The sequence below is a fragment of the Ruegeria sp. BB10 genome (genome assembly GCF_056535725.1).
Genome location: NZ_JBQFIW010000001.1, coordinates 3590960 through 3617245 on the forward strand (window position 1 = coordinate 3590960; position 26286 = coordinate 3617245).

The 26286-nt window shown below is 58.8% G+C and carries 20 protein-coding genes; 9 read left to right on the forward strand and 11 right to left on the reverse strand.

The window, feature by feature from the left end; translation table 11 throughout:
• The first annotated feature begins 38 nt into the window (after positions 1-38).
• On the forward strand, positions 39-638 hold the full coding sequence (locus ACR3EP_RS18365; RefSeq protein WP_480638899.1) for a TetR/AcrR family transcriptional regulator: 600 nt from the start codon (positions 39-41) through the stop codon (positions 636-638).
• Positions 639-750: 112 nt separating this feature from the next.
• On the opposite strand, the gene ACR3EP_RS18370 is transcribed toward ACR3EP_RS18365, so the two are convergent.
• The 3 genes from ACR3EP_RS18370 to gph form a co-directional block, all read right to left on the reverse strand.
• On the reverse strand, positions 751-1530 hold the full coding sequence (locus tag ACR3EP_RS18370) for a HalD/BesD family halogenase (RefSeq protein WP_480638900.1): 780 nt from the start codon (positions 1528-1530) through the stop codon (positions 751-753).
• A 140-nt stretch (positions 1531-1670) separates the two neighbouring features.
• A complete protein-coding gene (locus ACR3EP_RS18375) occupies positions 1671-3563 on the reverse strand; it encodes a DEAD/DEAH box helicase (RefSeq protein ID WP_480638901.1) in 1893 nt (630 codons plus the stop codon).
• A gap of 549 nt (positions 3564-4112) precedes the next feature.
• Complete coding sequence (gph, locus tag ACR3EP_RS18380) at positions 4113-4787, reverse strand: phosphoglycolate phosphatase (protein ID WP_226689631.1); 675 nt, start codon at positions 4785-4787, stop codon at positions 4113-4115.
• A 225-nt stretch (positions 4788-5012) separates the two neighbouring features.
• Between gph and hemP the strand changes: the two genes are divergently transcribed.
• Together hemP and ACR3EP_RS18390 are read left to right on the forward strand one after the other, a co-directional pair.
• Positions 5013-5180, forward strand: a complete 168-nt coding sequence (gene hemP / locus ACR3EP_RS18385; RefSeq protein WP_170350842.1) for a hemin uptake protein HemP — start codon at positions 5013-5015, stop codon at positions 5178-5180.
• Positions 5177-5653, forward strand: coding sequence for a hypothetical protein (locus ACR3EP_RS18390; RefSeq protein ID WP_226689632.1), 477 nt, complete (start codon positions 5177-5179; stop codon positions 5651-5653). Before hemP ends, ACR3EP_RS18390 begins: the two co-directional genes overlap by 4 nt.
• A 50-nt stretch (positions 5654-5703) precedes the next feature.
• Here ACR3EP_RS18390 and ACR3EP_RS18395 read toward each other — a convergent pair whose 3' ends face one another.
• The 6 genes from ACR3EP_RS18395 to ACR3EP_RS18420 form a co-directional block, all read right to left on the reverse strand.
• A complete protein-coding gene (locus tag ACR3EP_RS18395) occupies positions 5704-8769 on the reverse strand; it encodes an aminotransferase class III-fold pyridoxal phosphate-dependent enzyme (protein ID WP_480638902.1) in 3066 nt (1021 codons plus the stop codon).
• A gap of 109 nt (positions 8770-8878) precedes the next feature.
• Complete coding sequence (locus ACR3EP_RS18400) at positions 8879-9751, reverse strand: NAD(P)-dependent oxidoreductase (protein WP_170350845.1); 873 nt, start codon at positions 9749-9751, stop codon at positions 8879-8881.
• A 95-nt stretch (positions 9752-9846) separates the two neighbouring features.
• Positions 9847-10236, reverse strand: coding sequence for a Cu(I)-responsive transcriptional regulator (gene cueR / locus ACR3EP_RS18405; protein ID WP_480638903.1), 390 nt, complete (start codon positions 10234-10236; stop codon positions 9847-9849).
• Entirely contained in the window at positions 10233-12710 is a 2478-nt protein-coding gene (locus ACR3EP_RS18410; RefSeq protein ID WP_480638904.1) for a heavy metal translocating P-type ATPase, read from the reverse strand. Before ACR3EP_RS18410 ends, cueR begins: the two co-directional genes overlap by 4 nt.
• A 314-nt stretch (positions 12711-13024) precedes the next feature.
• Positions 13025-13645: a pyridoxamine 5'-phosphate oxidase family protein gene (locus tag ACR3EP_RS18415; RefSeq protein WP_480638905.1), complete on the reverse strand. Its 621-nt coding sequence runs from the start codon at positions 13643-13645 to the stop codon at positions 13025-13027.
• Positions 13646-13657: 12 nt separating this feature from the next.
• Positions 13658-14122: a nuclear transport factor 2 family protein gene (locus ACR3EP_RS18420; protein WP_480638906.1), complete on the reverse strand. Its 465-nt coding sequence runs from the start codon at positions 14120-14122 to the stop codon at positions 13658-13660.
• A 258-nt stretch (positions 14123-14380) separates the two neighbouring features.
• On the opposite strand from ACR3EP_RS18420, the gene ACR3EP_RS18425 reads away from it, so the two are divergent.
• Together ACR3EP_RS18425 and ACR3EP_RS18430 are read left to right on the forward strand one after the other, a co-directional pair.
• Positions 14381-14944 carry a TetR/AcrR family transcriptional regulator gene (locus ACR3EP_RS18425; protein WP_170350850.1) on the forward strand — a complete coding sequence of 188 codons (564 nt, stop codon included), beginning with the start codon at positions 14381-14383 and terminating at the stop codon, positions 14942-14944.
• Between the two features lie 107 nt (positions 14945-15051).
• Positions 15052-16209: an acyl-CoA dehydrogenase family protein gene (locus ACR3EP_RS18430; RefSeq protein WP_480638907.1), complete on the forward strand. Its 1158-nt coding sequence runs from the start codon at positions 15052-15054 to the stop codon at positions 16207-16209.
• 157 nt (positions 16210-16366) lie between these two features.
• Here ACR3EP_RS18430 and ACR3EP_RS18435 read toward each other — a convergent pair whose 3' ends face one another.
• Entirely contained in the window at positions 16367-17266 is a 900-nt protein-coding gene (locus ACR3EP_RS18435) for a LysR substrate-binding domain-containing protein (RefSeq protein WP_480638908.1), read from the reverse strand.
• Positions 17267-17502: 236 nt separating this feature from the next.
• Here ACR3EP_RS18435 and ACR3EP_RS18440 point away from each other — a divergent pair, with 236 nt between their 5' ends.
• The 3 genes from ACR3EP_RS18440 to ACR3EP_RS18450 are packed head-to-tail and all read left to right on the forward strand — an operon-like array spanning position 17503 to position 22037.
• Positions 17503-19695: a dehydrogenase E1 component subunit alpha/beta gene (locus tag ACR3EP_RS18440; RefSeq protein ID WP_480638909.1), complete on the forward strand. Its 2193-nt coding sequence runs from the start codon at positions 17503-17505 to the stop codon at positions 19693-19695.
• Complete coding sequence (locus ACR3EP_RS18445) at positions 19692-20726, forward strand: ACP S-malonyltransferase (RefSeq protein WP_480638910.1); 1035 nt, start codon at positions 19692-19694, stop codon at positions 20724-20726. The genes ACR3EP_RS18440 and ACR3EP_RS18445 overlap by 4 nt, the downstream gene beginning before the upstream one ends.
• Positions 20727-20765: 39 nt before the next feature.
• Positions 20766-22037, forward strand: a complete 1272-nt coding sequence (locus ACR3EP_RS18450; protein WP_480638911.1) for an NAD(P)/FAD-dependent oxidoreductase — start codon at positions 20766-20768, stop codon at positions 22035-22037.
• A 19-nt stretch (positions 22038-22056) separates the two neighbouring features.
• On the opposite strand, the gene ACR3EP_RS18455 is transcribed toward ACR3EP_RS18450, so the two are convergent.
• Entirely contained in the window at positions 22057-22959 is a 903-nt protein-coding gene (locus ACR3EP_RS18455; RefSeq protein ID WP_170362063.1) for a LysR family transcriptional regulator, read from the reverse strand.
• 75 nt (positions 22960-23034) lie between these two features.
• On the opposite strand from ACR3EP_RS18455, the gene ACR3EP_RS18460 reads away from it, so the two are divergent.
• Positions 23035-26247 (forward strand): 2Fe-2S iron-sulfur cluster-binding protein, encoded by a 3213-nt coding sequence (locus ACR3EP_RS18460; protein ID WP_480638912.1) that lies wholly within the window; start codon positions 23035-23037, stop codon positions 26245-26247.
• The last annotated feature ends 39 nt before the right edge of the window (positions 26248-26286 follow it).

Below are 26286 nucleotides of genomic sequence, written 5' to 3' on the forward strand. Positions count from 1 at the left end.
AGGCCGATACTCCGACCAATGCCCGCGATCTGAGTAAGTTGCAGAACCGACAGCAGCTGATTCAGGCGGCTGCGGATGCCATCCATAAATACGGTATTCGCGGCACGACCTCGGCCAGAATCCAGGAGCTGTCAGGACTGTCGAGGGGGATGGTGAACCTGCACTTTGGTTCCAAAGAGAAATTGCTGCTTGCCGTGGCCGAGGAGTTGTCAGCGCGCTATGCCGGGCAGTGGAAAACAATCGCGGACAGTCCGGAATTAGGCCCTGCGGACAAGTTGATCTCAATCCTCAAGGCGGATTTCGACCCTTTGGTCCTGAACGCACGGGACGTCGCGATCTGGTTTTCATTTCGGGCCGAAGCGCTCTCGAACCCCGACATATTTCCTTTCATCGACTCGCGGGACAAAAGTTTCAGGGCAGTGATCCTTGAGCTGTTGCAGCAAATCATAAGCGAAGGTGGGTACAAAGACGTAGACGCCAAACTTGCAACAGATGCATTGATTGCTTTGTTGGAAGGGCTCTGGACCGACTTCCATTTGCACTCAGATATTTTCAAACCCCGAGAGGCTTTGAAAATCTGCTTGTTTGTCTTGCAGTCGATGCTTCCAGGTCATTTTGATTTTAAATCAATATCTTAATTTGAGAGACGGCGCTTCTGCGAGCCACCTCAGAATTGGACTCAATGGAAAAACTGGCGGCCTTCCAGGTCCCATCTCGCGCATGTTCGTACTGCATTGCAGTAAGCCGACGTCAGTTCAATCGACCGTAAAAGGTCATGCGGGCACTCTCTGACAGTTCCACATCAGGTTCCGAGTTATAGGCCAACACGGCGAGCATTCTTGTCTTGTCACTCTCATTCGGTGAGACCCGGTGAATGGAGTTCCTACCGCGAAACAGAACCAGCGTGCCTTGATCCATGTTCAGGATTTGTGGCTTCAATTCTTTGTCCAGAACGGCCCTGACACCTTCATAGTTCATGTCGCCTGCGCTCGCGTCCCGCAGGTCCTTTACATATTCGAAACGGCTACCGGCGTCGGGTTTCTGGATCAGCAATGTGATTGCGAACGAGGAATTGTCGAAATGCCAACCGAGTTCTTGTCCGCGGGTTGCATAGTGAATGTTGATAGACGACAGCGGATCGACATAAGGGTGCAATTCAGCCTCGCCCGTGACCTGCTTGATGAAGCTGTGGAATGATGGGTCGTTATACAGGGTGCGCAGGGGCGATGTCGGTGACACCACGTCGTCGCAGATACATCCTTTGGACGACTCCACTTGACGATTTGCCGGGTGTGATGCGTCAAACTCTGGATTTGGCGGCGTTAGGTAGACCGAGTGGCTTTGAGTGCAGAAATATGCCTGGTCTTGTCCCGTCAAACCCTCGGCTTGCATCATTGCCAGTGCCTTGGGGCGGATGAATTCCTCAAGGACCAAGACACCGTTTTCATTCAGTGACGATCTTGCCTTCGTACCGAAATCTGCAATTCCCAGAGGGTAACGCCCAAAGTCGACGATGTCTGCAATATTCATGCCACTGACCCATTTAGCAAAAGCTTAGAACGGGTGGATTAAACCTTTTCTGACAGCGCGAGAAAAGCTGCTTTTTCAGTGCGGCTTGTTTGCCTCCCAAGAACGAACCCAGGCGAATTCGGGTTGGGGATCGTTTCAGCTTACTTAGAACGTCTCGGTACAGAATTGCCGCCCTTTGCCGCGGCAGCGCGTGCGCGGTTTTTCTTGCTGTTTGGCTTACCCTTGGGCGGCGGCGGGCCCTTTGGGCCGCGGTTTGGTTTTTTGCCTTTACTGCTTAGGCTATCGCCATCGCGCTTGGGCTTAGTGTCGACTTTGGCTTTCTCAGGCGGCTTTGATGCCGTCTTTTTTCGCGCCTTCGCAGGCTGTGGATCGACAAGGCGAGGCGGTCTGCGCTCAGACTTTTGCGGGTCTCTCTTGCCTTTCACGCCTCGTTTTGGGCCTGTCTTTGACGGTTTCGAAAAGTCGGGGGCCGTGTCCAGCCGCACGATGTCTTTTGTGCCCTCGACCTTCATCTCAGGTCCGATCGCGTCCAAAAACCCGGAAACGCTGCTTTCGCGAATTTCGATATAGGTCACATCGTCAGCGATACGGATCGCGCCGATATCGGATTTGGTGATGTTCCCTGCCTTGCACACCATGGGAAGAATATAGCGCGGAGACGCGTTATCGTTGCGTCCTTCCGACAGCGAAAACCACACACTCGGACCAAAAGGTGCCTCTGACTTTGTCCCTGTGGTTTTGACGTCGCTTAATTCTTCCGGTGCAGAATGCTGACGTTTGTATTGACGGACATAGGCCGCGGCGAGTTGTCCCGGCGAGAATCTGGCCACCAGTTCGTCGACCGATGTGCGCTCGCTCTCGACGAGATCCACCTGCCAGTCGTCCGAGCCGAACATCCGCTGTAGATCCTGTGCGTTGACTGCGTCTGCGGAAGGTGCCGGACCCCAATCAGCAGTCAGTTTGGCGAATTTCAACAGCCGTTGAGCCTTTTTGAACGAAGCCGGTGCGACGATCAGGGCGCTGACCCCTTTGCGCCCCGCGCGCCCGGTTCGACCTGAACGGTGCAGAAGAGTTTCGTGACTGTTGGGCAGTTCGGCATGGATCACCAGATCCAGATTCGGCAGGTCAATCCCGCGCGCGGCCACGTCGGTCGCCACACAGACGCGGGCACGCCCGTCGCGCATGGCCTGCAGGGCATTTGAGCGTTCGCTTTGGGTCAGTTCACCGGACAAAGCCACAACCGAGAATCCACGGTTCGACAAGCGGGCAGTCAGGCGTGCAACCATCGCACGTGTGTTGCAAAAGACGATGGCGTTCGGGGCCTCGTAATAACGCAGCACGTTGATGATCGCGTTTTCACCATCGCGCGGGGCCACATTCATTGCACGGTATTCGATATCGGCGTGTTGCGTCCGTTCACTGACGGTGCTTACACGCTCGGCATCCCGTTGATACCGGGTGGCAAGGGTGGCAATGGCGCGCGGAACCGTGGCGGAAAACAACAGTGTTTGTCGGTCTGTGGGCGTTTCGTCGAGAATGAACTCCAGATCCTCGCGGAACCCAAGGTCAAGCATTTCGTCGGCTTCATCCAAAACCACAGCGCGCACGGCCGTCAGATCAATCGACCCGCGCATGATATGATCGCGCAAACGCCCCGGTGTCGCGACCACGATATGCGCCCCACGTGACAGGGCCCGGCGTTCGTCGCGCATATCCATTCCGCCAACACATGAGGCAATGAACACGCCCGCGTCGGCGTAAAGCCATCCCAATTCGCGTTTGACCTGCATTGCCAGCTCTCGCGTTGGCGCAATCACCAGTGCCAAAGGCGCGTCTGAGGTGCCGAAAACCTGCGCATCGCCCAAAATGGTCGGCGCGATGGCCAGGCCGAACCCGATGGTTTTTCCCGATCCTGTCTGTGCCGAAACCAGCAGGTCCTTTCCTTGCAATTCAGGTGCGGACACGGCCTCCTGGACCGGGGTCAGGGTATCATATCCTTTGCGCTTCAGCGCATCTGCGATTGTCTGTTTCATAGCTCGGCTCTCTTGGGTGATGCGGTCACCCTCAGAGCGTCCAACACACGGATCATTGTCGAAGCACGCTCCTTACCGAGAGACGAACCGGATGTATAGAGTGGAAGATGAATGGCCGCTGAACCGGCGGATTTTTCGACCACAGTCGCGCGGTGTGTTCCAAAAAAATCTGTGATCCAGCGGATTTTCCAGTTCAACGCCAAGGTGGTGGACTGTACCGTCCAACGTCATTTGCCCGGTAGGACATGCAGCCGCACGGTCCTGCCTTACAAGCGCGCTAAGGGTTCGCCTATTTTATCTGTTTTCAGGGCAAAACCCCTGTTTGCGCCAAAATGGGCGAAAAAATTAACTGTGATTTCAACACTGTCCGGCGCGCTACGGGAAACCCCCTATATCGAAATTCAGGCCGATTCGTTAACTGTGTTTTATCGAACGGGTCATATCGGACGATACCACTTTTCCCCTGTGAGGGGCTGGCTACTTACCCCCTCGGCCGGCCCCTCAGTCACTGGCCGCGACCCGTTTCGATCCCCCTCTAGAAATAGGCTCTCAGGCGCTTTGCTCCAGAGATAGCAGTACTTGTGCAACCAGTTTGGGCAATTCAGAGGATCGGTCGTAGCTTGCTGTATGTGGAATGTCGGCAACCGGTGATTTTCGATAACCTTCGGTGAACAACAAAAACGGCACTTGTGCACGTTGAGCGGTTTCGGCATCCACCTCGCTATCTCCGACAAACAACTGCGGACCGGCTGTGGTAACGGCGGCAAAGCTGGCCTCAAGATGGGCCGGGTCGGGTTTGCGGGTGTTCAGGCTGTCACCGCCAAGGACGGCATCGAAATGGGGTGCAAGCCCCATCGCCTCAAGCACATGGCGGGCAGGGGCTTCGGGTTTGTTGGTACAAACCCCCAGAACGCAGCCCATGTCACGCAAATGCTTCAGCGCCTGCAGCACACCGGGATAGACCACGGTTTTATCGCTGGAGGCGGCGTTGTAATGGGCAAGCGTCAACCGGGTCAGATCACCGTGCTGGACCATCGGCAGGTCGCAATGCTCAATCACACGCTCGACCAGTTTGGGTAGCCCGTTGCCAACAAATTGTTTGATCTGGTCCTGTGATAAGGGCGCTACGCCGGCGTCACGCAACATATTGTTCGCGGCCGCTGCAAGATCAGGAAGACTGTCCACGAGCGTTCCATCTAGGTCAAACATGATAGTCGCGGCCATTGGCTGCCCCCTTGGTTTGATATTCTGAGAAAGTGGTACCCTGCCTGAATTTTTGGTGCAATCGTGCGAGGTTGGAGAATTCACCAGAACGGGCCTTGACATACCTGACTATTTTAATCAGATTATTATTCAAGTCCACAGCCAACCCCTGTCAGGGTCAGCCAGATCAAGTAAAACGCGAACAGATTAAGGCATTTCGCCCCAGCCCCCTCTGGAGTTGTCCTGATGAATATGCAGACCCCGAATCCCAGCCAATCCTATGCTGTATCCATGCTGCCATCGCATAAGGCCGAAGAACTGACCAATGGCGGTAACCTGGCCCATATCGAATTGGGCGACCAGCTGTATACGCTGCGCATCACCCGCGCAGGCAAATTGATCCTGACGAAATGAGCGAAACTTCCTCTCGGGGTGGGGCGGCTGTTGGCCGCTTAACTGACCTTGGCCCCGTCGAAGCCGGAGCCGTGATGTACTTGCGGCTTTGGGGTGATGGTGCCCAGGGCCGCGCAGATGCCGCCAGCGATTTTGAAATTGCGTTGGGCGCAGAATGCGGGCGCGCTGCGATGATGTCGCTTGACCGCCTGTGTTCGCTGTGCGCGCATCACGGGCGCCGCCCGTTGATCCGTCACGGATTGGGGTGTTCTTGTCTTGGCGCTGACGAAAATTGCTTTGCGCAGATGATCGCGGCGGCTTCGGAAGGGTCCCGTGAAGACGCGATGATGATGGCGTCCCTGATTGTGCGACCGGATTTTGCCCCCGCTCTGGCCTCATTATCAGAACAACTTGGACTGGCGCTGCGACGCATGACCGCGTCGATTCCGCTGCCCACAACCGGGCACCAACCCCCCGCAGCCCTGCTGCATTAGGCAGCAGCGTGGCGCAGAACCCCGGCCCTCCCTAGGCCGGGGTTTATTTCTCAGCAGCACCCGCACCCAGCATGGTGATGCCCGTGATCGCAGGCTGCGGCAGGGGTGAAATCACCCACTCCGGTCAAAACGTCCCGCAAAGCCCAGAGGATCATGTCGACGTCCTCGGCCTCGATCGTCAGCGGTGGGCGGATTTTCAGGATGTTGTCCTTGGGCCCTTCGCTGCCGATCAGAATACGATGATCGCGCATCCGGTTTTTGACGTATTTGCAGATTTCGGTGCCCTCGGACCCATCCGGGTTGATCAGCTCAACCCCAAGGAACAGGCCCATTCCTCGCACATCGCCAACGCATCCGAAATCGTATTCAATCTGACGCAGACCATCCATCAGGCGCGCGCCCATATCGCGGGCGTTGTCCTGCAGGCCTTCGTCATCGACGATGTCCAGCACCTCCTTGCCGATCCGGCATGACAGGGTCGAGCCGCCAAAGGTTGAAAAGAACTCGATCCCGTTGTCAAAGCTCTGGGCGATTTCCTTGGTCGTAACCAGTACGCCCAGTGGATGGCCGTTACCGATAGGTTTGCCCATGACGACGATGTCCGGCAGCGCGCCTTGATGTTCAAAGCCGAAATAGTACTCACCCAGTCGCCCAAGCCCGGTTTGTACTTCATCGGCAATGCACACACCGCCCGCAGCGCGGATTTTCTCATATACCGCTGGCAGGTAACCTTTGGGCGGAATGATTTGGCCGCCGACCGAGGGGAAGGTCTCGGCAATGAAACCTGCGACCCCGTGCCCCTTGTCTTGCAGAGCAGCGATTGCAGGGTCTACAAAATTCGCGAATTTTGTAGCGCGGTCCGGGTCGTCACGTTTGAATGACCCGCGATAGTCGTCGGCAACCTCAACCAGCTCGACCCAGTCGGCCTGACCGACACCGCCGGGTTTGTTGAACTTATAGGCCGAGATCGCAACAGCCGCGTTGGTGTTGCCATGATAGCCGTGATCCGGGGTGACAATGCCCTTGGCGCCGGTATGAGCGCGGGCCAGACGCAAGGCTAACTCGTTCGCCTCGGTGCCTGAATTGACAAAAAAGCAGACCTCGAAATGATCCGGCAGTTTCGAGAGAATCTTGTTGGCAAAGGCCGTCTGGGCAGGGTGCAGATAGCGCGTATTTGAATTCATTCGCTTCAGCTGATCCGCCGCCACCGCCTGAATTCGCGGATGCGCGTGGCCCACATGGGGCACGTTGTTGTAGGCGTCCAGATAGGGTCGCCCCCATTCGTCGAACAGGTGATGTTTCCAACCGCGCACCAGCATGACCGGATCGTCATAGGTCAGGCTGAGGTTGCCGCCGAAATGATCGTGCCGCCCCTGCAGGATCGCTTGCTTGTCGGTGGGGCGATAGAACACTTTCTCCTCCGGCAGGTTCAACAGCGCCGCGGGGTTGGGGCAGACGGCGTGCCACAGCTCCATCTCATCGGGATCGCCGACACCGGGCCAGTCGGTCTGCATTCCATCCGTGGTCAGGGCCAGCTGGAAATGCACATGTGGGGCCCAGCCGCCATTCTGACTAGCGTCCCCCAGCCGGGCAAAGGCCGCCCCCTGCGCCACCGGATCGCCGGGTTTCAGCCGGTCGCAAACCTCGGGGTCCAGATGGCCATAAAGCGTATAGAATGGGTCACCTTCAGGCGTTTCATGATGCAGGATCACGACGCCGCCATAGTCCAAATGGGCGTCGCGGTTCTCGACCGCTTCGACCCGGCCGCTCATCGGCGCGTGCAGCACGGTGCCTGCCAGGGCAAACACATCCACCGCCAAATGCACGGTGCGCCGGTCCGAAGCCTTCCAGGACCCCTTGCGGAACCCGGGCTCGGCATAGATCAGGCGGGGTTCGTTGTAATAGCCCAACCAAAGGCCTTGGCCAAATTCCTCACCCACACGCGCGGCCTCTTCCAGTGGCATGTGGAACGGGTTCTGCGGCCAGGTCGAGTTCTCAACCGACAGCGAGCCCATGGGCGCATCGCTTAGATCCTGATTGAACATCAAGGCGAACTGGCCGCGATGTTCGGACAGATAGGCGTGGATGCGTTCGGCCCCGTCAGTAACGGGCAAACCGCAGGCCGTTCGTAGCCGCGCCGCCATCAGGTCACCGTTCACGCCTGCATTCTCAAGGAACCGCCATGCGGGGGCCTGACTGATCGTCACATAAGGATCGTCCGGGTTCTCAATCGCCATAAGGGTCGAGTTTACAACCGACACCGCCAGCCGCATCCGCAGCAAGGGCCAGATCAAATCAATCTCATCGGGGCGCAGCCGATTAGCCGCGTGATAGCCCTGCACAAGAGCGGCAAGCGCGCGTTCCGGCTTGGGGTGATCCAGAACGATATAGGCCCCCGCAATCGCCAGATCACAGACACGCGGCGCAGCACACATATCGCCCAGATCAATCAGGCCCGAGATACTCTGACGCTGACCCAGTTCGCCCTCAACCAGAATGTTGTAGTCGTTGACGTCATTATGGATCGCCTGTTTCGGCAGTTCCGCCAACGAACCCGAGATCGCCGCGAACTGGTCACAAATCTCGGACAGCAAAACCCGACGAGCAGGATCAGTGATCGCATCCAGCCGATCGGCGATCCAACCGGCTTGCGTAAGGTCCCATTTGAAATCTGCACGATGCAGCCCGTCATGGGTAAACCGCTCCAACGCTTTGTCGGTGGCACCCAGAACACGCCCCAATTTTAAGATCAACGCCTCGGATTTAGGCGCGGCCTTAGCGTAACATTGCCCCGGCAGGCATTCCAGCAACCAGACCAGCCGCATCTGCCCTTGCTGATCGGCAATTTGCGGCAGCTGCGCCCCGGTAAGGGCGGGATAGACCTGAGGGAATGGCAGCCCCGGCGCTTCACCCGCGATATGGGCCAATGCCTTGACCTGCAGATCAACGAACTCTGCTTCGCATCCGGGGCGCATGACTTTCAGTACGTAATCCTGACCATTGGTAGCCCGCACCATAAAGTTCAGATCATATTCGCCATCCAGCCGCGTCAGCTTGGCGTCCAGCCCCCAATGGGCGCGCAGGGCATCCGCCCAGAATACGGTCAAGTCGCTCATACGCTTCCCTGTCCAATTTTCACGAGGTTCCCCTTCATCTGGCCGAAAATATCCTCGGGGGTGAATTGGCCGAACGGTCCAAAAGGGGGCAGACAGCCCCCCAATGCCGTCAGTCCAACGCGCGCAACCGCTTGAACAGCGAAGATGTATCCCACCGTCCGCCGCCCAGCTTTTGCACATCTTTGTAGAATTGATCGACCAACGCCGTAACCGGCAGGGACGCCCCGGTTTCGTTTGCCGTCTCAAGGCAAATCCCCAGATCCTTGCGCATCCAGTCAACCGCAAAACCGTGTTCGAAATGATCATCCAGCATGGTTTCATAGCGATTCGCCATCTGCCAGCTGCCCGCAGCGCCCTGGCTGATCACCTCAACAACGGATCGACCGTCCAATCCGGCTTTTTCAGCGAAATGTAGCGCTTCGCTGAGACCCTGAACCAGACCGGCAATGGCGATCTGGTTGCTCATCTTGGTCATCTGCCCTGCGCCGCTGTCGCCGATCCGACGGCAGATCTTGGAATAGACCTGCATGATCGGTTCAGCCGCATCATAGGCGGCCTGATCACCACCGCACATGATCGACAAGACGCCATTCTCGGCTCCCGCCTGACCGCCCGAGATCGGGGCGTCCACAAATGCGATACCCTTGCTTTGGCCCGCCGCATAAAGCTCACGGGTCACCTTGGCGGAAACGGTGGTGTGATCAACGAAAGTTGTGCCGTCGGCCATTCCGTCAAAGGCACCATTTTCACCCGTGCAGACCATCCGCAGGTCATCATCGTTGCCGACGCAGGCCATGACGAACTCCGCGCCCTGGGCGGCTTCTTTCGGGGTGGTTGCCATCGCGCCACCATGTTGGGCAACCCAGGCTTCGGCCTTTGCAGCAGTGCGATTGTATACGGTTACTTCATGGCCCGCCGCCTGCAGGTGACCGGCCATTGGATAGCCCATGACGCCCAAACCCAGAAACGCAACTTTTGCCATATTGTGATCCTCTCTGTTGTCCGGGCCATTTCATTTGGCGGGCCGGATTGCCAGGCAGAGACAAAGCAAAGCCACGCGCAAAGAGCAACCCCGTGTCAGGGTTTGCCACCCAAATCCTGCAGGATCGGACAATCAGGCCGGTCATCTCCGGCACAGGCGTCGATCAGGTGGCCCAGCGTATCGCGCATCGCGTTGAGGTCGGCGATCTTGGTTTCGATCTGCACCAGATGCGCGCGGGCAACCTTTTTGACATCGGCACTGGCGCGGGTTTCATCCTCATAAAGGGCCATCAGAGTGCGGCAATCCTCAATCGTGAACCCCAGAGCGCGGGCGCGGCCCAGAAAGTTCAGCTTATGCACGTCCTGTTCACGGAACCGGCGATAGCCGTTGTCGTCCCGCATAGGTTTGATCAGGCCGATATCCTCGTAATACCGGATCGTCTTGGCGGGCAGGCCGGTCTGGGTTGCAACGTCTCCGATATTCATGGCGTCACCGTTTGGGATGTGTGGTCTTGGGATGTTTCGGGCAGCGCAGCCCGGACACGGCGCAGGCGCAGCGCGTTGGCGACCACGAAGATGCTGGACAACGCCATTGCCCCGGCAGCGAGGGCAGGGGACAACAGATGCCCGCTGAACGGGAACAGCACCCCAGCGGCCACCGGGATCAGCAGGATGTTGTAACCAAAGGCCCAGCCCAGGTTCTGGCGAATGTTGCGCATGGTGCGGCGGCTGATCTCGACCGCATTGGCCACACCGCGCAGATCACCCGACATCAACACCACATCCGCCGTTTCAATCGCCACGTCAGTGCCGGTTCCGATGGCCACGCCGATATCCGCCGCCGCCAACGCTGGGGCGTCGTTAATACCGTCGCCGACAAACGCCAATGCGCCGAATTGTTCTCGCAGCGCGGTGATCGCGGCCAGTTTACCGTCCGGCAAAACCTCGGCCGTGACATGATCGATGCCCAGCCTGTCGGCCAGCGCTTGTGCAGTGCGGGCATTGTCGCCGGTCACCATCGCCAGTTTCAGGCCCATTGCATGCAATCGTTCTAACGCGTCCTGCGTGCCGGGTTTCACCGGGTCCGAAACCGCCAATAGAGCCGCCGCCTGACCGTCAATGGCGACGAACAGAGGTGTGGCACCTTCGCTGGAGCGCAAATCGGCCTCGGCAGTCAGGGTGGTTAAGCCCACCCCGTTCTGCGCCATCAGCCGCGGCGACCCGATCAACAGATCGTGTCCGTCGGCCGTCGCTTGAACGCCTAGCCCGGTTAGGGATTTAAACGCGGAAATTGCGGGCAGATCGTCCGGACCCGCGCGGGTGATTGCGGTGGCAATGGGGTGTTCTGACTGCGCCTCTACCGCTGCGGCCAACCGCAGAACGGTGTCGCGATCAAAGCCGTTCGTGGTGGTAACGCTTTCCAGTTGGGGCCGCCCCAGCGTCAGGGTTCCGGTCTTGTCTAGCGCGATGACCTTAGCCTGCTGCAATTGCTGCAGCGCATCGCCTTTGCGGAACAAAACTCCCAGTTCAGCCGCGCGCCCGGTGCCGACCATGATCGAGGTCGGCGTCGCCAGACCCATCGCGCAGGGGCAGGCAATGATCAGGACCGAGACCCCGGTGACCAGTGCCATCGGCAGCGCAGGCACAGGGCCAAAGATCAGCCAGACGACAATCGTCAGCAGTGCGACGGCGATGACCACCGGCACGAACCATGCGGTGATCCGGTCGACCAACCCCTGAATCGGCAGCTTGGCCCCTTGCGCCTGTTCGACCATCCGAATGACCTGCGCCAGAACCGTATCAGCCCCGACCCGCGTGGCGCGCAGACGCAGCGCGCCGGTGCCGTTGACCGTTCCGCCAACAACCTGATCGGTTGGGGATTTGCCCACAGGAACGGGCTCGCCCGTGATCATGCTTTCATCCACGTAGGAGGTGCCTTCAAGCACCTCTGCGTCCACAGGAACCCGCTCACCTGGGCGGATTTGCAGGATGTCCCCAACAGTAATGTCGGCGATCGGACGGTCGATGAAGCGACCGTCCATTTCGACCCGCGCGGTTTTGGGTTGCAAGCCTACCAGTTTGCGGATTGCGGCCCCGGTGCGGCCCTTAGCGCGGGCTTCCATCACGCGACCCAGCAAGATCAAAACGACGATGACCGAGGCGGCCTCGAAATACACGTTTGCGCTGCCCTGCGGTAGGATTTGCGGCGCAAAGGTGGCCGTGGCCGAGAACAAGTACGCCGCGCCCGTGCCCAAAGCCACAAGCGCATTCATATCCGGCGATCCGCGCAGCAGCGAGGGGATGCCCTTTGCGTAGAAAACCCGCCCGGGCCCCAGCAAAATCACTGAGGTCAGCGCGAATTGGATCAGATGGCTGGTTTGTGTGCCGATGCTTGCCTGCACCCAGTGATGGAAAGCCGGGATCATATGCCCGCCCATCTCTAATACGAACACGGGCAGGGCCAGGATGGCGGCAAACAGGGTGGCGCGGGTCAGCGCATGGACCTCTTCGGTTTTGCGCCCATCGGCCTGGGGGTCGGCGGCGTCCGCCACGCGCGCCGGATACCCGGCCTCTTCGCAGCGTTTCGCCAGCACCTGTGGATCGGTTGCGCCGTCGACATAGGTGATTTGCGCGCTTTCCGTGGCCAGATTGACCTGAGCGTCGACCACTGCCGGATCAGCTTTCAGCGCGCGCTCGATTTTAGAGACGCACGAGGCGCAGCTCATACCGGCGATCTTCAGGCTCGTTTGCCGGGTTGCTGCGGGATATCCGGCATGCGACAGGGCGTTGATCAAACCGCTGACCTGGCCGTCATAGGTAACCTGCGCGGTTTCCGTCGCAAAATTGACCGAGGCGTCAGACACACCCGGCACATCCAGCAAGGCGCTTTCCACCCGACCGACGCAAGAGGCACATCCCATGCCTGAGATTTTCAACTGAGTTGTCTGCGGCGCAGCCATCCGACTCATCCTATCGTCACTTTTACCCTCCAAATGAGGGTTCCAGTCACGGGAAGGTCAAGGGGTCATGTCAGATTTCCGTAGAATTCCGCAGCGCAGATCACTTGTTCGATAGCTGATCAAGCAAAAGGGAATCGTGCAAAAAGGGAAGAGGGGAACGCACGGATTCAGGCGAGGCAAAAAACGCCAACGCAAGGCCCATAGCCAGCAACAGTGCCCCAATCAGGCCGAGATGAACAACATTCAAGGCAAAGCGTAGCATGGTTGTGGACCCTATTATCTGATTTAGTTTGCGAATTTTGGGTGCAACGGGGTCAGGACCGTTGCGCTAGTTGCTGTCTTAGTTTTTCGTTCTCGGCCTGTAACTGAGCCAGTTGCTGGCCCAGCGCGTTAAGATGCGGGCGCAACTCGGCTTCGGTAAAGCGGGGTGTGATGTTGCTGGGGCAGTTCCAGTCCAGCGCCTCGACCCGAATTCGGACGGCGCGTTCGGCGGGGGCTTTAGCACCTTCGGGATAAAGGTCGGCGGCGGCGGCCGCGCCCTCAGTAAACTCCACCCGACCCAAAATCTTGAGGCGCCTTTGGTTGGTATAATCCATCAGGATCAGGGCGATCCGGTCGTTTCCATCCAGGTTCCCGCGCGAAATATACTGTTTATTCCCCGTGAAATCGGCGTATCCGATGGTCTGTGGGTCCAGAACCTTTAGAAACCCAATCGGTCCGCCGCGATATTGAACGTAAGGCCAGCCGGTCTCGGAAACAGTGGACTGATAGAATCCATCGCGCGCCTCGATAAAGGCCTTTTCAACCGGTCCGATCTGATGGCCTTGCTGCGGACCGCCGTCAACAAACTTGGCGTAAGTCTTGGCTGAGCCCATCCTTTCCTGATGCGCACGGACGGCTGGTGTAAATGTCAGTTCGGAAAAGGCACGCGGCATGTTCTTACCCCTTTACAACCCCAGGTCAGACAGCCCGGCGTGATCATCGGGACGGGGCCCTTGTGGCCAATGAAACAGGCGATCGCCCTCGGAAATTGGTAAGTCGTTTAATGAGGTATAGCGTTTGGCCATCCGCCCATCTTGTGCAAATTCCCAGTTCTCGTTGCCATAGGACCGAAACCACTGTCCGCTGTCGTCCCGCCATTCGTATGCATAGCGCACGGCGATACGGTTGCCGGAAAAGGCCCACAGTTCCTTTATTAAACGATAGTCCAGTTCCTTGCTCCACTTTCGGGTCAAAAAGGCGTGGATTTCGACGTGACCGTTTAGGAACTCTGCCCTGTTTCGCCACTGGCTGTCATCAGTATACGCCGGAGTGACCACATCCGGGTCGCGGCTGTTCCAAGCGTTTTCCGCCATTCGGACTTTCTGTTTGGCGGTTTCCAGACTGAACGGGGGCAGAGGGGGCCGGCTCATTGCGTGGTCTTTCATGTCAGTATGGCTGCAAGCATCGCCAAGGTTAAAACAACCGGGACGTACTGGGGTGGGAAAAGGCTGGCATGGTGTCTCATCTGCGCGCTCCAAGGTTTACAGATCGGTACATCTTGTTGGCAATGTGTACCGATCTGTAAACTTTTGCAAGTCTTATTTTGAAATTTCACCGCAGCGCACTCTACGGTTGCCGTGAGGACAGTGCGGTATTATGTACTGATCTGTACATGCAGGAGGTGACACATGCGCCCAAACAAACGCGATGAACTGGTCCGCAAGTCTTTGCAGGTCTTTTATCGTGACGGATTTCACGCCACCGGAATGGACAAGCTGGTGGTGGAAACGGGCGTGTCAAAAACCTCGATGTACAAACACTTTCGCACCAAGGAAGAGCTGATTCTGGCTGCCTTGCAGTTGCGGGATGAGAACTTCCGAAAAGAGTTCTTTTCTCGGATCGAGGAGCTCGCAGATACCCCTGTCGGCCAGTTGCTCGCCAGTTTCGATGCGCTGGGCGAGTGGTTTGATGAGAAAGAATACCGCGGCTGCATGTTCATCAAGGCAGGGGCGGAGTATCAGGAAATTGACCACCCGATCCACAAGCAATCCGCCGAGCACAAGCGCATATTGCTCGATCATTTTATCGATCTGGCGCGGAAGGCCGGTGCCCGTGATCCAGAACATCTGGCCTGCCAGATTGTTCTATTGCAGGAAGGCGCAATTGTGACGGCTGTGTTCTTGAAAACCTGTGACCCGGCGGGGGATGCTAAGGCGGCTGCCCGGGTCTTGCTGGACGCGGCGCTGGCTTGACCGGACCCGAACATTCAAAAGAACGTTACGTTCCAACGCGTTGGATGGATTGGATTGCAATGCCTCCAAAGCTACCTTGATCAACGAAAGATTTGGGGAGGATACCCATGCAGCTATTTACCACGACCGCCAGTTGGGTAACTGAAGAACACCGGATGTTTGCCGAAATGGCGGATCGGTTCATGGATAATGAGCTGATCCCCAACATCGAACGCTGGATCGAAAATGGTGTCGTGGATCGCGGCATGTGGCGCAAGGCTGGCGACATGGGGCTAATGGCGGGCGCGATCCCCGAGATTTACGGCGGTGTAGGTGGTGGCATCGGATTTGACGCAGTTACGATGTACGCGCAATCCTCGCACGGGGATTCCGGGTGGGGGTATGCGATCCAATCTATCGTTATCCACTATATAAGCGCCTATGGCAGCGAAGATCAAAAGCAAAACTGGTTGCCGAAACTGGCGTCGGGCGAGATGGTCGGCGCGCTTGCCATGACCGAACCCGGGACCGGCTCGGATGTGCAGGCCATTCGCACGACGGCCGACAAGGATGGAAATTCCTACCGTTTGAACGGATCCAAGATATTCATCACCAACGGGCAATCGGCAGACTTGATCCTTGTGGCGTGCAAGACGGACAAGGCGCTGGGCTCAAAAGGGGTTTCACTGATTGGGGTTGAGACCGAGAGCGCCGAGGGCTTTCGCAAGGGGCGTAACCTCAAGAAGCTAGGGATGAAGGCCAATGACACGGCTGAGCTGTTCTTTGAAGACGTTAAGGTGCCTATGACCAACCTTCTGGGCGCGGAAGAGGGGCAGGGGTTCTACCAAATGATGAACCAATTGCCCTGGGAACGCCTGACGATTGGCATCGGTGCGCTGGGCGCAATTGATTTCGCCATTGCTGAGACGGTGAAGTACACGCAAGAACGCAAGGCATTTGGTCAACGGGTGATGGATTTCCAGAACACCCGCTTCAAGCTGGCCGAGTGCAAGACCAAGGCTGAGGTTTTGCGCAGCTTCGTCAATGATTGCATCGCGCGGCTTGAAGCTGGCACGCTGGATGCGGCGACCGCTTCGATGGTGAAATACTGGGGGTCGGAAGTTCAAAACGAAATCATGCACGAATGCTTGCAGCTGTTCGGTGGGTATGGGTTCATGATGGAATACCCGATTGCCCGCCTTTACGCAGATGCCCGCGTTCAGATGATATATGGCGGCACCAATGAGATCATGAAGGAACTCATTGCCCGATCTTTGGATACTTAATCAGACCGGTTACTCCCGCCCGTCATCAATGTTTCTGGCGAAACATATCCTCCCGTTGGGCCAGGCAGGCGCGGGCTATGCGCGCGCCTGCCTGGCCCCTCCTCCTTCCGCAGCACGCAAGGCCGAAGGCGGCGCAGAGCCGCATTGCACCTCTGGCTTACGTGTTGGGGGCCTGATCAATCTGACCTTGCAGCCACGCTCGGAATGATCTGAGTGGTTCGGATTCCGCCCGCGATTGTGGCCAGACCAGATAGAAATTCCCAAGGCTGACACCCGGACCGTGCCACGCTGGGACAAGCCGCCCCGCTGCCAGATCAGCTTCGATCAAGTAACTTGGGAGCAATGCCACGCCCAGCCCGTGGATAGTGGCCTGTCCCATGGTCGAGAACTGATCGAATAGCATTCCCTGTATCCCAGAAACCTCGCGGCCTTGTGCGGCGAACCATTTCTCCCAGGCTTCGGGGCGTGTTTCCAAATGCAACAGGGGCGCTTTGATCAACCACTCAATGTCATCGCTGTCGTCGGGCAGCATATCGGGTGCGCAAACGGGCACTACATCTTCGCGCATAATGGGCAGGTAATTCACACCGGCCCAGTCGCGTTGACCAAAGTGGATCGCGGCGTCGAATTGTTCCGTGTCGAAATCAAAGGGCCGCAGCCGCGTATTCAGATTTACCGTGACTTCTGGATGGCGGCGGGCGAAATCCTGCAGGCGTGGCGCCAGCCAGTGCATGCCGAATGCAGGCAGGATCGACAGGTTTAGCGACCCTCCGGTCGGGTTGGCCTTGAGCTTCAGCGACGCCTGCGCCAGTTGGTTCAGCGCTTTGCGGGCGACCTGGACATATTCCTTTGCCGCAGGCGTCAGATGCAACCGCATCTGGCTGCGCTGGATAAGGGCGACGCCAAGCTGTTCCTCCATCGTCTTGAGCTGACGGCTGATTGCGCTTTGCGTCAGTGACAGTTCTTCGGCGGCGGCAGAGGCGCTGCCAAGGCGATCAACGGCCTCAAGCGCCAGCAAAGAGGGGATCGAGGGCAAAAAGCGGCGCGGGGCGATCATATGACAAATCCTCATACCTTTCGAAAGGAATATCACTGGCTTTTGCCGCGCGCCAGCCCGATACAAATGCAGGTATTTCTTCAGGGTATGCGCGTGTAAGCCGGTGCATCGGATCGGAGGTTTATTTCCCGGGTGCTTGCGGCTTTCTTTTGCCTCTGCCCTCGAATGCCTGCAAGAAAGGGGGTGCTGCTGCGGCAACACTCCGGATTAAGTCACACAGGATCAGGGAACTGGCCATGGATCGCGCTCAGATCGTTCACGAGAATTTCCTGACCCGAGTCGCACAGCGCGATTTACCCGACGGGGCCGCCCCCAGACCGGGTCTGAGCAACCCCGATGCGGTGTCATTGTTTCGGTCGCAAGTCCTCAGCCGTGCGCTGGACCGCACCAGCCGTGCGATGCAGAAGGCGGGGCAGGGCTTCTATACGATAGGTTCATCGGGGCACGAGGGGATGGCAGCCGTCGCCCATGCGCTGCGCCCGACCGACATTGCCTTTCTGCATTATCGCGATGCGGCGTTTCAGATTGCCCGGGCCGAACAGGTGCCGGGCCAGCAGATCGCCTGGGACATGTTGCTTAGCTTTGCGTGTTCCAAGGATGACCCGACCTCGGGCGGGCGACACAAGGTGCTGGGGTCAAAGGCGCTGAGGATCCCGCCGCAGACCTCGACCATTGCCAGCCACCTGCCCAAAGCGGTGGGCGCGGCCTATAGCCTGGGCGCGGCGCGGCGGCATGATCCGGAACACCGCGAGTTGCCCTTGGACGGGATTGCTGTTTGTTCTTTTGGGGATGCTTCGGCCAACCATTCGACCGCGCAGGGGGCGTTCAACACGGCCGGTTGGACCAGCGTGCAATCGACGCCGTTACCGTTGTTGTTCGTGTGCGAGGATAACGGGATCGGAATCTCGGTAAAGACACCGAAGGGCTGGATTCAATCGTCGATGGAGCATCGGCCGGGCGTCAAGTATTTCCAAGCCAATGGGTTAGACATATTCGAGACTTACGCCGTGGCCAAGGAAGCCGCCGATTACGTGCGAACCCGCCGAAAGCCCGCCTTTCTGCACCTGAAAACAGTGCGCCTCTACGGTCACGCCGGGGCGGATGTGCCGACCACCTACCTGTCGAAAGCCGAGGTCGAAGCTGATGAGGCCAACGACCCGCTGCTGCATACTGTGCGTTTGTTGGATCAAGCGGGCGCGTTGCAGCCGGATCAGGCGTTGAAGATTTACAATGACACCTGCGCCCGCACGGATCGCATCGCCGCCGAGGCCGCCACCCGCCCTCACTTGTCAGATGCCGCCGAGGTGGTGGCCAGTCTGGTTCCACCGAAACGTATCTGCAAACCTACCAACGGCCTGGATGCCGAGGCGCGCGCCAAAGCCTTTGGCGGCGATTTGCGGGCGATGAATGACCCCCAGCCCATGAGCCGCCTGATCAACTGGGCGCTGACAGATCTGATGCTGGAACACGGTGAAGTCGTCTGTATGGGTGAAGACGTGGGCCGTAAGGGAGGCGTCTATGGTGTGACGCAGAAATTGCAACAACGCTTTGGTCCGGATCGGGTGATCGACACGCTGTTGGACGAGCAATCCATACTTGGGCTGGCGATAGGAATGGGGCACAACGGCTTTATTCCGATCCCCGAAATTCAGTTCCTGGCCTACCTGCACAATGCCGAGGATCAGATCAGGGGCGAGGCCGCGACGCTGCCGTTCTTCTCGAACGGGCAGTTCACGAACCCGATGGTGCTGCGGATTGCGGGGCTGGGGTATCAGAAAGGGTTCGGCGGGCATTTCCACAACGACAATTCCCTGGCGGTGCTGCGCGACATTCCCGGCGTGATCATTGCCTGTCCGTCCTCTGGTGCAGATGCGGCACAGATGCTGCGTGAATGCGTGCGGTTGGCGCGGGAAGAGCAAAGGGTGGTGGTGTTTCTAGAGCCCATCGCGCTGTATCCGATGCGCGATTTGCACGGGGCGCAAGATGGCGGATGGATGACCACCTACCCTTCGCCGGATCAACGTATTTCGTTGGGTGAGGTTGGTGTGCATGGGGATGGTACCGATCTGGCCATCGTGACCTATGGCAACGGGCATTACCTGTCGCAACAGGCGCTGCCCAAACTGGACGCAGCCGGGATAAAGACGCGCATCATCGACATGCGCTGGCTGGCGCCTTTGCCAGTCGAGGCCCTGCGCGAGGCCACCAAGCCCTGCGCACATGTTCTGGTCGTGGATGAATGCCGCCGCACCGGCAGCCAGTCCGAGGCGCTGATGACATTCTTCGCCGAAGAAAATCCCGCAACGCCAACCGCACGCGTTGTGGCCGAGGATTGCTTTATCGCCACGGGTCCGGCCTATGCCGCGCCACTGCCATCCAAGGGCGGTATCGTTGCCGCCGCGCTGAAACTGGCCGGAGGCCGCCAATGACCCGCACAGCCGTCGTCATCTGCCCCGGTCGGGGCACCTATAACAAGCCCGAGCTGGGCTTTCTGCACCGCCATCACGCGCAGTGGATGGACCTGTTCCACAACTTCGACGCCATCCGTGCCGAGACGGGGCAGGACGCCGTGACCGCCCTGGATGGTGCAGGCCGGTATACGATGTCCAAGTATTCGCGGGGCGATGTGGCCTCGCCCTTAATTTATGCGGCCTCGTTTGCCGATGCGCAGGCTTTGGCGGACGATATCGAGGTTGTCGCGGTCACCGGCAATTCGATGGGCTGGTATATTGCCCTGGCCGTTGGTGGTGCGCTGTCGCCGCAGGATGGTTTTCGGGTGGTGAACACGATGGGCACGCTGATGCAGGAACAGCTTATTGGCGGGCAGCTTGTCTATCCATATGCGGGCGACGATTGGCGGGATGCTCCGGCGCGCAAGGCCGAGTTGCTGGCGGATGTGGCGCGGATCAACGCAACCGACGGGTGTGATCTGGCGCTGTCCATCGATCTGGGTGGGATGTTGGTGCTGGCCGGGAACGAAGCGGGGTTGAAGGCGTTCGAAGCTTCTCAGCCTGTTATACAGGAACGCTTTCCGATGCGGTTGGCGAACCACGCGGCGTTTCATACGTCCTTGCAGACTCCGGTCGCTGCAGAAGGGCGCGCGCGACTGGCACCGGATCTGTTTGCGCAGCCTGATCGCCCCTTGATCGATGGGCGCGGCAAAATCTGGTGGCCGGGCGCGACAGATACGCAGGCGCTTTGGGATTACACTCTGGGCCATCAGGTGACCGAGACCTATGACTTTACCCGCGCCATCCAGACCGCTGCGCGCGAGTTCGCCCCGGACCTGTTCATCGTCACCGGCCCGGGCGCGACCCTGGGGGGGGCCGTGGCGCAATCACTGGTTCTGGCCGATTGGAAGGGCATTTCGGACAAGGCGGCGTTTCAGGCGCGGCAACAGGTCGAGCCGTTTCTGATCGCAATGGGCCGTGATGATCAAAGGGCACTTGCAACCGGCTGAATCAGCCCCGATGATCCGCGCAAAATTCTGGAGCCCAGCGTGAGTGACCACGACCAATCCCTGTGGTTGAAAACCTGCCGCGAGCATGTGGAAGACCGCCCCCTAAGCGGTGATCTAACAGTTGATCTGGCCGTAATCGGCGGCGGCTATACTGGCTGTTCCGCAGCATTGACGGCAGCGCAGGCCGGGGCGTCGGTCTGCCTGTTGGAGGCGCAAGGCATTGGCCACGGCGGTTCAGGCCGAAACGTCGGTCTGGCGAATGCGGGGCTGTGGTTGCCACCCGAGGATATCCGCGCGCATCTGGGCAAGCGGGCCGGGGATCGGTTGATCGATCTTTTGGCCGCGGCACCTGCGGATGTGTTTGACCTGATCGAACGGCATGGCATCGACTGTGATCCTGTTCGCAATGGGACGTTACACTGCGCGCATTCCGCCTCGGGCCTGCAGGATTTGCAGAGGCGCCACGCCCAGTTGAGCGCCACGGGAGCCCCGGTTAAATTGCTGCCCGCCAATCAGGCTACCCAACGGACTGGCAGCGCGGCATTCCATGGCGCGCTGTTTGATCCGCGTGCGGGGACGATTCACCCATTGGGCTATGTGCGTGGTCTGGCCCGTGCCGCTGCCGAGGCCGGGGCGCGGATTGCCACCCAATGCCCGGTGCAGTCGACGCAGTACGACAACGGTCAATGGGTGCTGAAAACCCCGCATGGCTCGGTGCGGGCGAAATCGTTAATTCAGGCCACCAATGCCTATCATCAGGGTCTTCAAGATACCGCCCCGGACTATGTTCCGGTCTATTACTTCCAGTTCTTTACGGCTCCGTTGTCGGACAATCTGCGGGCCAGCATTCTGCCGGAGGCGGAGGGGTGCTGGGACACCGGGTTGGTCATGACCTCTTTCCGTATGGATGCCGAAGGGCGGCTGATAATCGGGGGCATGGGCGATCTGGGGCAGGCGGGCCGGGCGGTTCACGCGGCTTGGTGCAGGCGCAAGCTGGCCGAGCTGTTTCCACAACTTTCCGGTCAGTCGTTGACCCAAGGTTGGCATGGGCGCATCGCCATGACCTCGGACCACATCCCCAAGATCACGCAGATCGGTCCCAATGCCCTTTCAGCACACGGATATTCTGGACGGGGCATCGGTCCGGGTACGGTTTTTGGCCGCTTAATGGCAGAAAGCCTGCTGCAGGACGACCCGAGCCTGCTGCCTGTGCCTGCGGTTCCTGAATACCGCGAAAGCTGGACCGCCCTGCGACGTGCTTATTTCGAGACGGGCGCGACGTTGATGCATCTGATCAAGGCACGGTTCTGATCCGCGACCGCCCCGGTGATCAATTCTGCAGCGTCGTGGCGATGGTCTCGATCCGTGCGCGCAACCAGCGATGGGCCGGGTCATTGGCCGAGCGTTGATGCCAGACCATGTAGATCGAGACCGGCTCGCACTCGAACGGCAGTGGCGCGCAGTCCAGTGCCGCCAACGGCCCGTGTTTCATCAGCACAGTGTCCGTCGATATCAGGTCGCTGCCCTTCACAAAGGACGGAATCGCGTGGAAATGCGGCAGGGTGACGGTTGGTGGCCGGATCTGGCTTTGGTCCACACCACGCATCACAGCGCGGGAACTGCGTCCGTCGGTAAATCGCACTTCAATATGCTCAGACTGGCAATAGGCCTGCCAACTGTCTGGCGGATTGCGCTGATCGGCATCGTAGAAAATCATTAGCGGGCTGATCAGTACGCGTTTTTGAAAAATATCCGGCCCATCGGGCGGCAGCGGGGTCAGCATCAACTGACACCGGTCGCTGCGCAGCAGGTCGGGGTCGGGGACGCCGGACGGGATGAACCCCAGCCGCAGGCGCACGCCTTCGGCCCGAAGCGCGTGCAGCAATGGCGGAAAGATCAGGTCGCGCGGCATGTCGTTGGTGGCGATCTGGATGCTGATCTCATCGGCCAGCGGATCAAACGGACGCTCGTCAGTCAGCGCCCGCATGCCGTCCAGCACCTGTTGTACCGGCTCTTTCAGCGATAAGGCGCGCTCGGTCGGGGTCAGGCCTTGACCCGAGCGCACGAACAACGGATCCCCCAGAACCTGCCGCAGTTTGGCCAGCGTGTGGCTGATTGCTGATTGCGTCACACCCAACCGGTCGGCAGCCTTTGAAACCGAGCTTTCCTCGAGGATCGTCAGAAAGGTGCGCAAGACTTTGCCGTCCAGATCGGTGAAATCAGTTTTGCTCATATCATCTATGACTATTCATGAATGGATTTGCTGTCTACGGCGCATTAGGTGAAAGTCAGCAACAGGAGGCGCGCAATGGGAATCCGCTTTTTCTCGGATAAGAACAGACCTGTCCATATGGGCGGGTATCCGCTGGAGCGGTTGGCGCGGCAGATCGAGATGCCGGATCTGTCTGTTGTGCCCCCGATGCCAAAGCTGAGATTTCGCCAACCGGACCAGCCCGAAAGCATCGTCAACGCGATGGGTGAGTTTCAAGCGATGATGGACGCCATCCGCGACGGGTTCGTGAATCCGGTGAGATCAGAGATTCCGGCGGACCCGTCCGAGCGCGCCAACCACCTTAAGGCATTTGGCTATTTCAATGATGCCTCGATGATGGGCTGCGGCCCGTTGACGTCTGAGGCGTTGTTGTCTGAGCCACGTCGCAACCCCGATATCGACCGGTTGGCCCATGCGCTGAAGACGCGACAGACCAAGACGTTGGCTTCGGGGATCGACCTGATCATGGCGGACCTGAAGGAAAGCATGGAGGCCGCGCCCAAACCGATGGACACGCATCGCCACACCATCGTTTTTCTGTACGAACACAATCGTGATCCAGACCCGGCCGAGCCAGGGGCCGAGTGGATCATCGACGCGCAGGATCATCGTGCCTGTCTGCTGGCGACCGAGAACGCGGTGGTGATCGCCAATTACATCCGCCTGCTGGGTTATGATGCGCGGGCGCATACCGCGATGTCGTCCGAGGTTGATCTGGGCCGGCTGGCAGTGGCGGCGGGTCTAGCCACGGTTGAGGGTGGCGACATAGTGGCCCCGTGGTTGGGCAAACGGTTCGGTCTGGCCGCCGTAACGACCGAGTTAGAGATCACGCATGACCAGCCTCTGATGCCCATGGCGCAACAGCCGTGGATTCACACACAGGGTCCGGCCTGGTGGTTGGGCACCGGGTTTGCCAAGAACGCCTTGAACCGCGACGTTTACGCCAAACGGCGCTATGTGGACGGCGCACATCCGTTCGAAAAGCTTAAACGCGTTGAGAGCCCTACCACTTATATCGACGAAGAAGATGTCGCCCGCGTCCCCAAGCGTGCTGACATGTTCGCCCGTGCGTTGTTTGGCGATATGGGCAAACCGCTGCAGGACGCCGCAAAGGGTGGGCATTATGTCCGCAAATCTGCCCCCAGCTTTGCGCAGCGCCGGGCGCTTGGGGCCTTCGTGCTTTTGCAGGATGGTGAAAGTGCTGAGGTGTCGCAGCCTACCGATGCCGCGCGCAATGCCGCGAATATTAAGGCCGCAAGCTATTTTCTAAGTGCCGATGCCGTTGGCCTCAGCCGGTGCCCTGAATGGAGCTGGTATTCCCACGACGCTGCTGGAGAGGAAATCAACCCCCCGCATGATCAGGCGATCAGTATGATCATCGACCAGGGGCGTGAAACCATGGAAGGGTCCAGTGGTGACGACTGGATCGCGGTCAGCCAGTCCATGCGGGCTTACTTGCGGTTTTCCCTTCTTGGCGGCGTGATTGCGCAGCAAATCCGTAACCTCGGATACAAGGCCAAAGCGCATACCGTCATGGACGGCGAAGTGCTGCAACCGCCGCTGTTGCTTCTGTCTGGTCTGGGTGAGGTCAGTCGGATCGGAGAGGTGATCCTGAACCCCTATCTGGGTCCGCGCCTGAAGTCCGGTGTGGTGACAACGGATATGCCGGTTAGCCACGACAAGCCCATCGATTTCGGTCTGCAGAGCTTTTGCGAGGCATGCAACAAATGCGCGCGTGAATGTCCTTCGGGGGCGATCACGGCCGGACCGAAACTGATGTTCAACGGCTATGAAATCTGGAAATCCGACAGCCAGAAATGTGCCACGTACCGGATCGGCACGTCAGGTGGGGCCATGTGCGGGCGGTGCATGAAAACCTGCCCGTGGAACCTTGAAGGTATATTTCAAGAGCGGCCCTTTCGCTGGGCCGCGATTAACCTGCCGCAAGCTGCGCCTGTTTTGGCAAAGCTGGATGATGCGGTCGGAAATGGCGGTTTGAACGACGTCAAGAAGTGGTGGTGGGATATCGAACTGCAGACTGATGGTGCCTATCGCCCCACCGCTCACCCGCTGAACCGGCGTGGTCTGCAAACAGACCTTGACCTGAAATACGAAGATCAGACTTTGGCCGTCTACCCTGCCTATCTGGCGCCGCACCCCTGGCCCTATCCCTTTGCTATGGATCGCGAAGCCGGGATTACCGCCTATCAAGCGATGGTCACGGCTGAGGAATACAAGGCCCGCAAAGCGGCCGGTGATGTGTCGGTAATCCACCGCTACACTATTGCGGGCGACGCGCCAGTGATGCGGGTTGAGCTGACCAAAGTCGACAAGATGACGGCGGATGTGACCAAGTACGAATTTGCGGCCATCGACGGCGCGCCCTTGCCCGACTGGACCGCAGGGGCGCATTTGGACGTGCTGGTCGCGCCGGAATTCCTGCGGCAGTATTCTATGTCCGGCGATCCGTCTGACCGGTCCTCCTATCAAATCGGAGTGCTGCGCGAGGATGACGGGCGCGGCGGCTCAGCCCTTTTGCACCGCATCTTTAACGAAGGGCGCAAGGTGTTCATCTCAAAACCGATCAACCATTTCGAATTGGATGAGACGGCCACCAAGACCTTTTTGATGGGCGGCGGGATTGGCATTACCCCCATGATCGCCTTTGCCCACCGTTTGCACGCGCTGGGCAAGCCGTTTGTGCTTCATTATTCCTCCAGCACCCGTGCCAGCGCCGGATATCTGGACGATCTGGCGGCGATGCCCTGGGCGGAACATGTACATTTTCATTTCTCGGACGAAGGCACCCGCGCCGATCTGGATGCGGTTCTGTCGGGCTACCAACCGGGTTGGCACGTTTATACCTGTGGGCCGGACCGCTACATGGACAGTGTGATACAAGCGGCCGAGGCGCAGGGCTTCCCCGAGGACGCGCGGCATCTGGAGTATTTCTCGGTCCCTGAACAGCCTGAATATGAAAACCATCCGTTCACCTTACGGCTGGCAAAATCGGGTCGGGAATTGATCGTACCTGTGGAAAAGGACGCCGCACAGGTGTTGACCGAGGCGGGGATTCACGTGGACGTCAAATGCTCAGACGGCATATGTGGGGTCTGCAAATGCGGTGTGATTTCGGGAGACATTGAACATCGCGATTTCGTTCTGTCGAACCAGCAACGCGCGGATGCGATGATCCTGTGCCAAAGTCGCGCGGCGCAGCCAGACGGTGTGATCGAGATCGACCTCTGACCTCAGGTCTGGAAACGACATCGGGTAACATGAAATTTG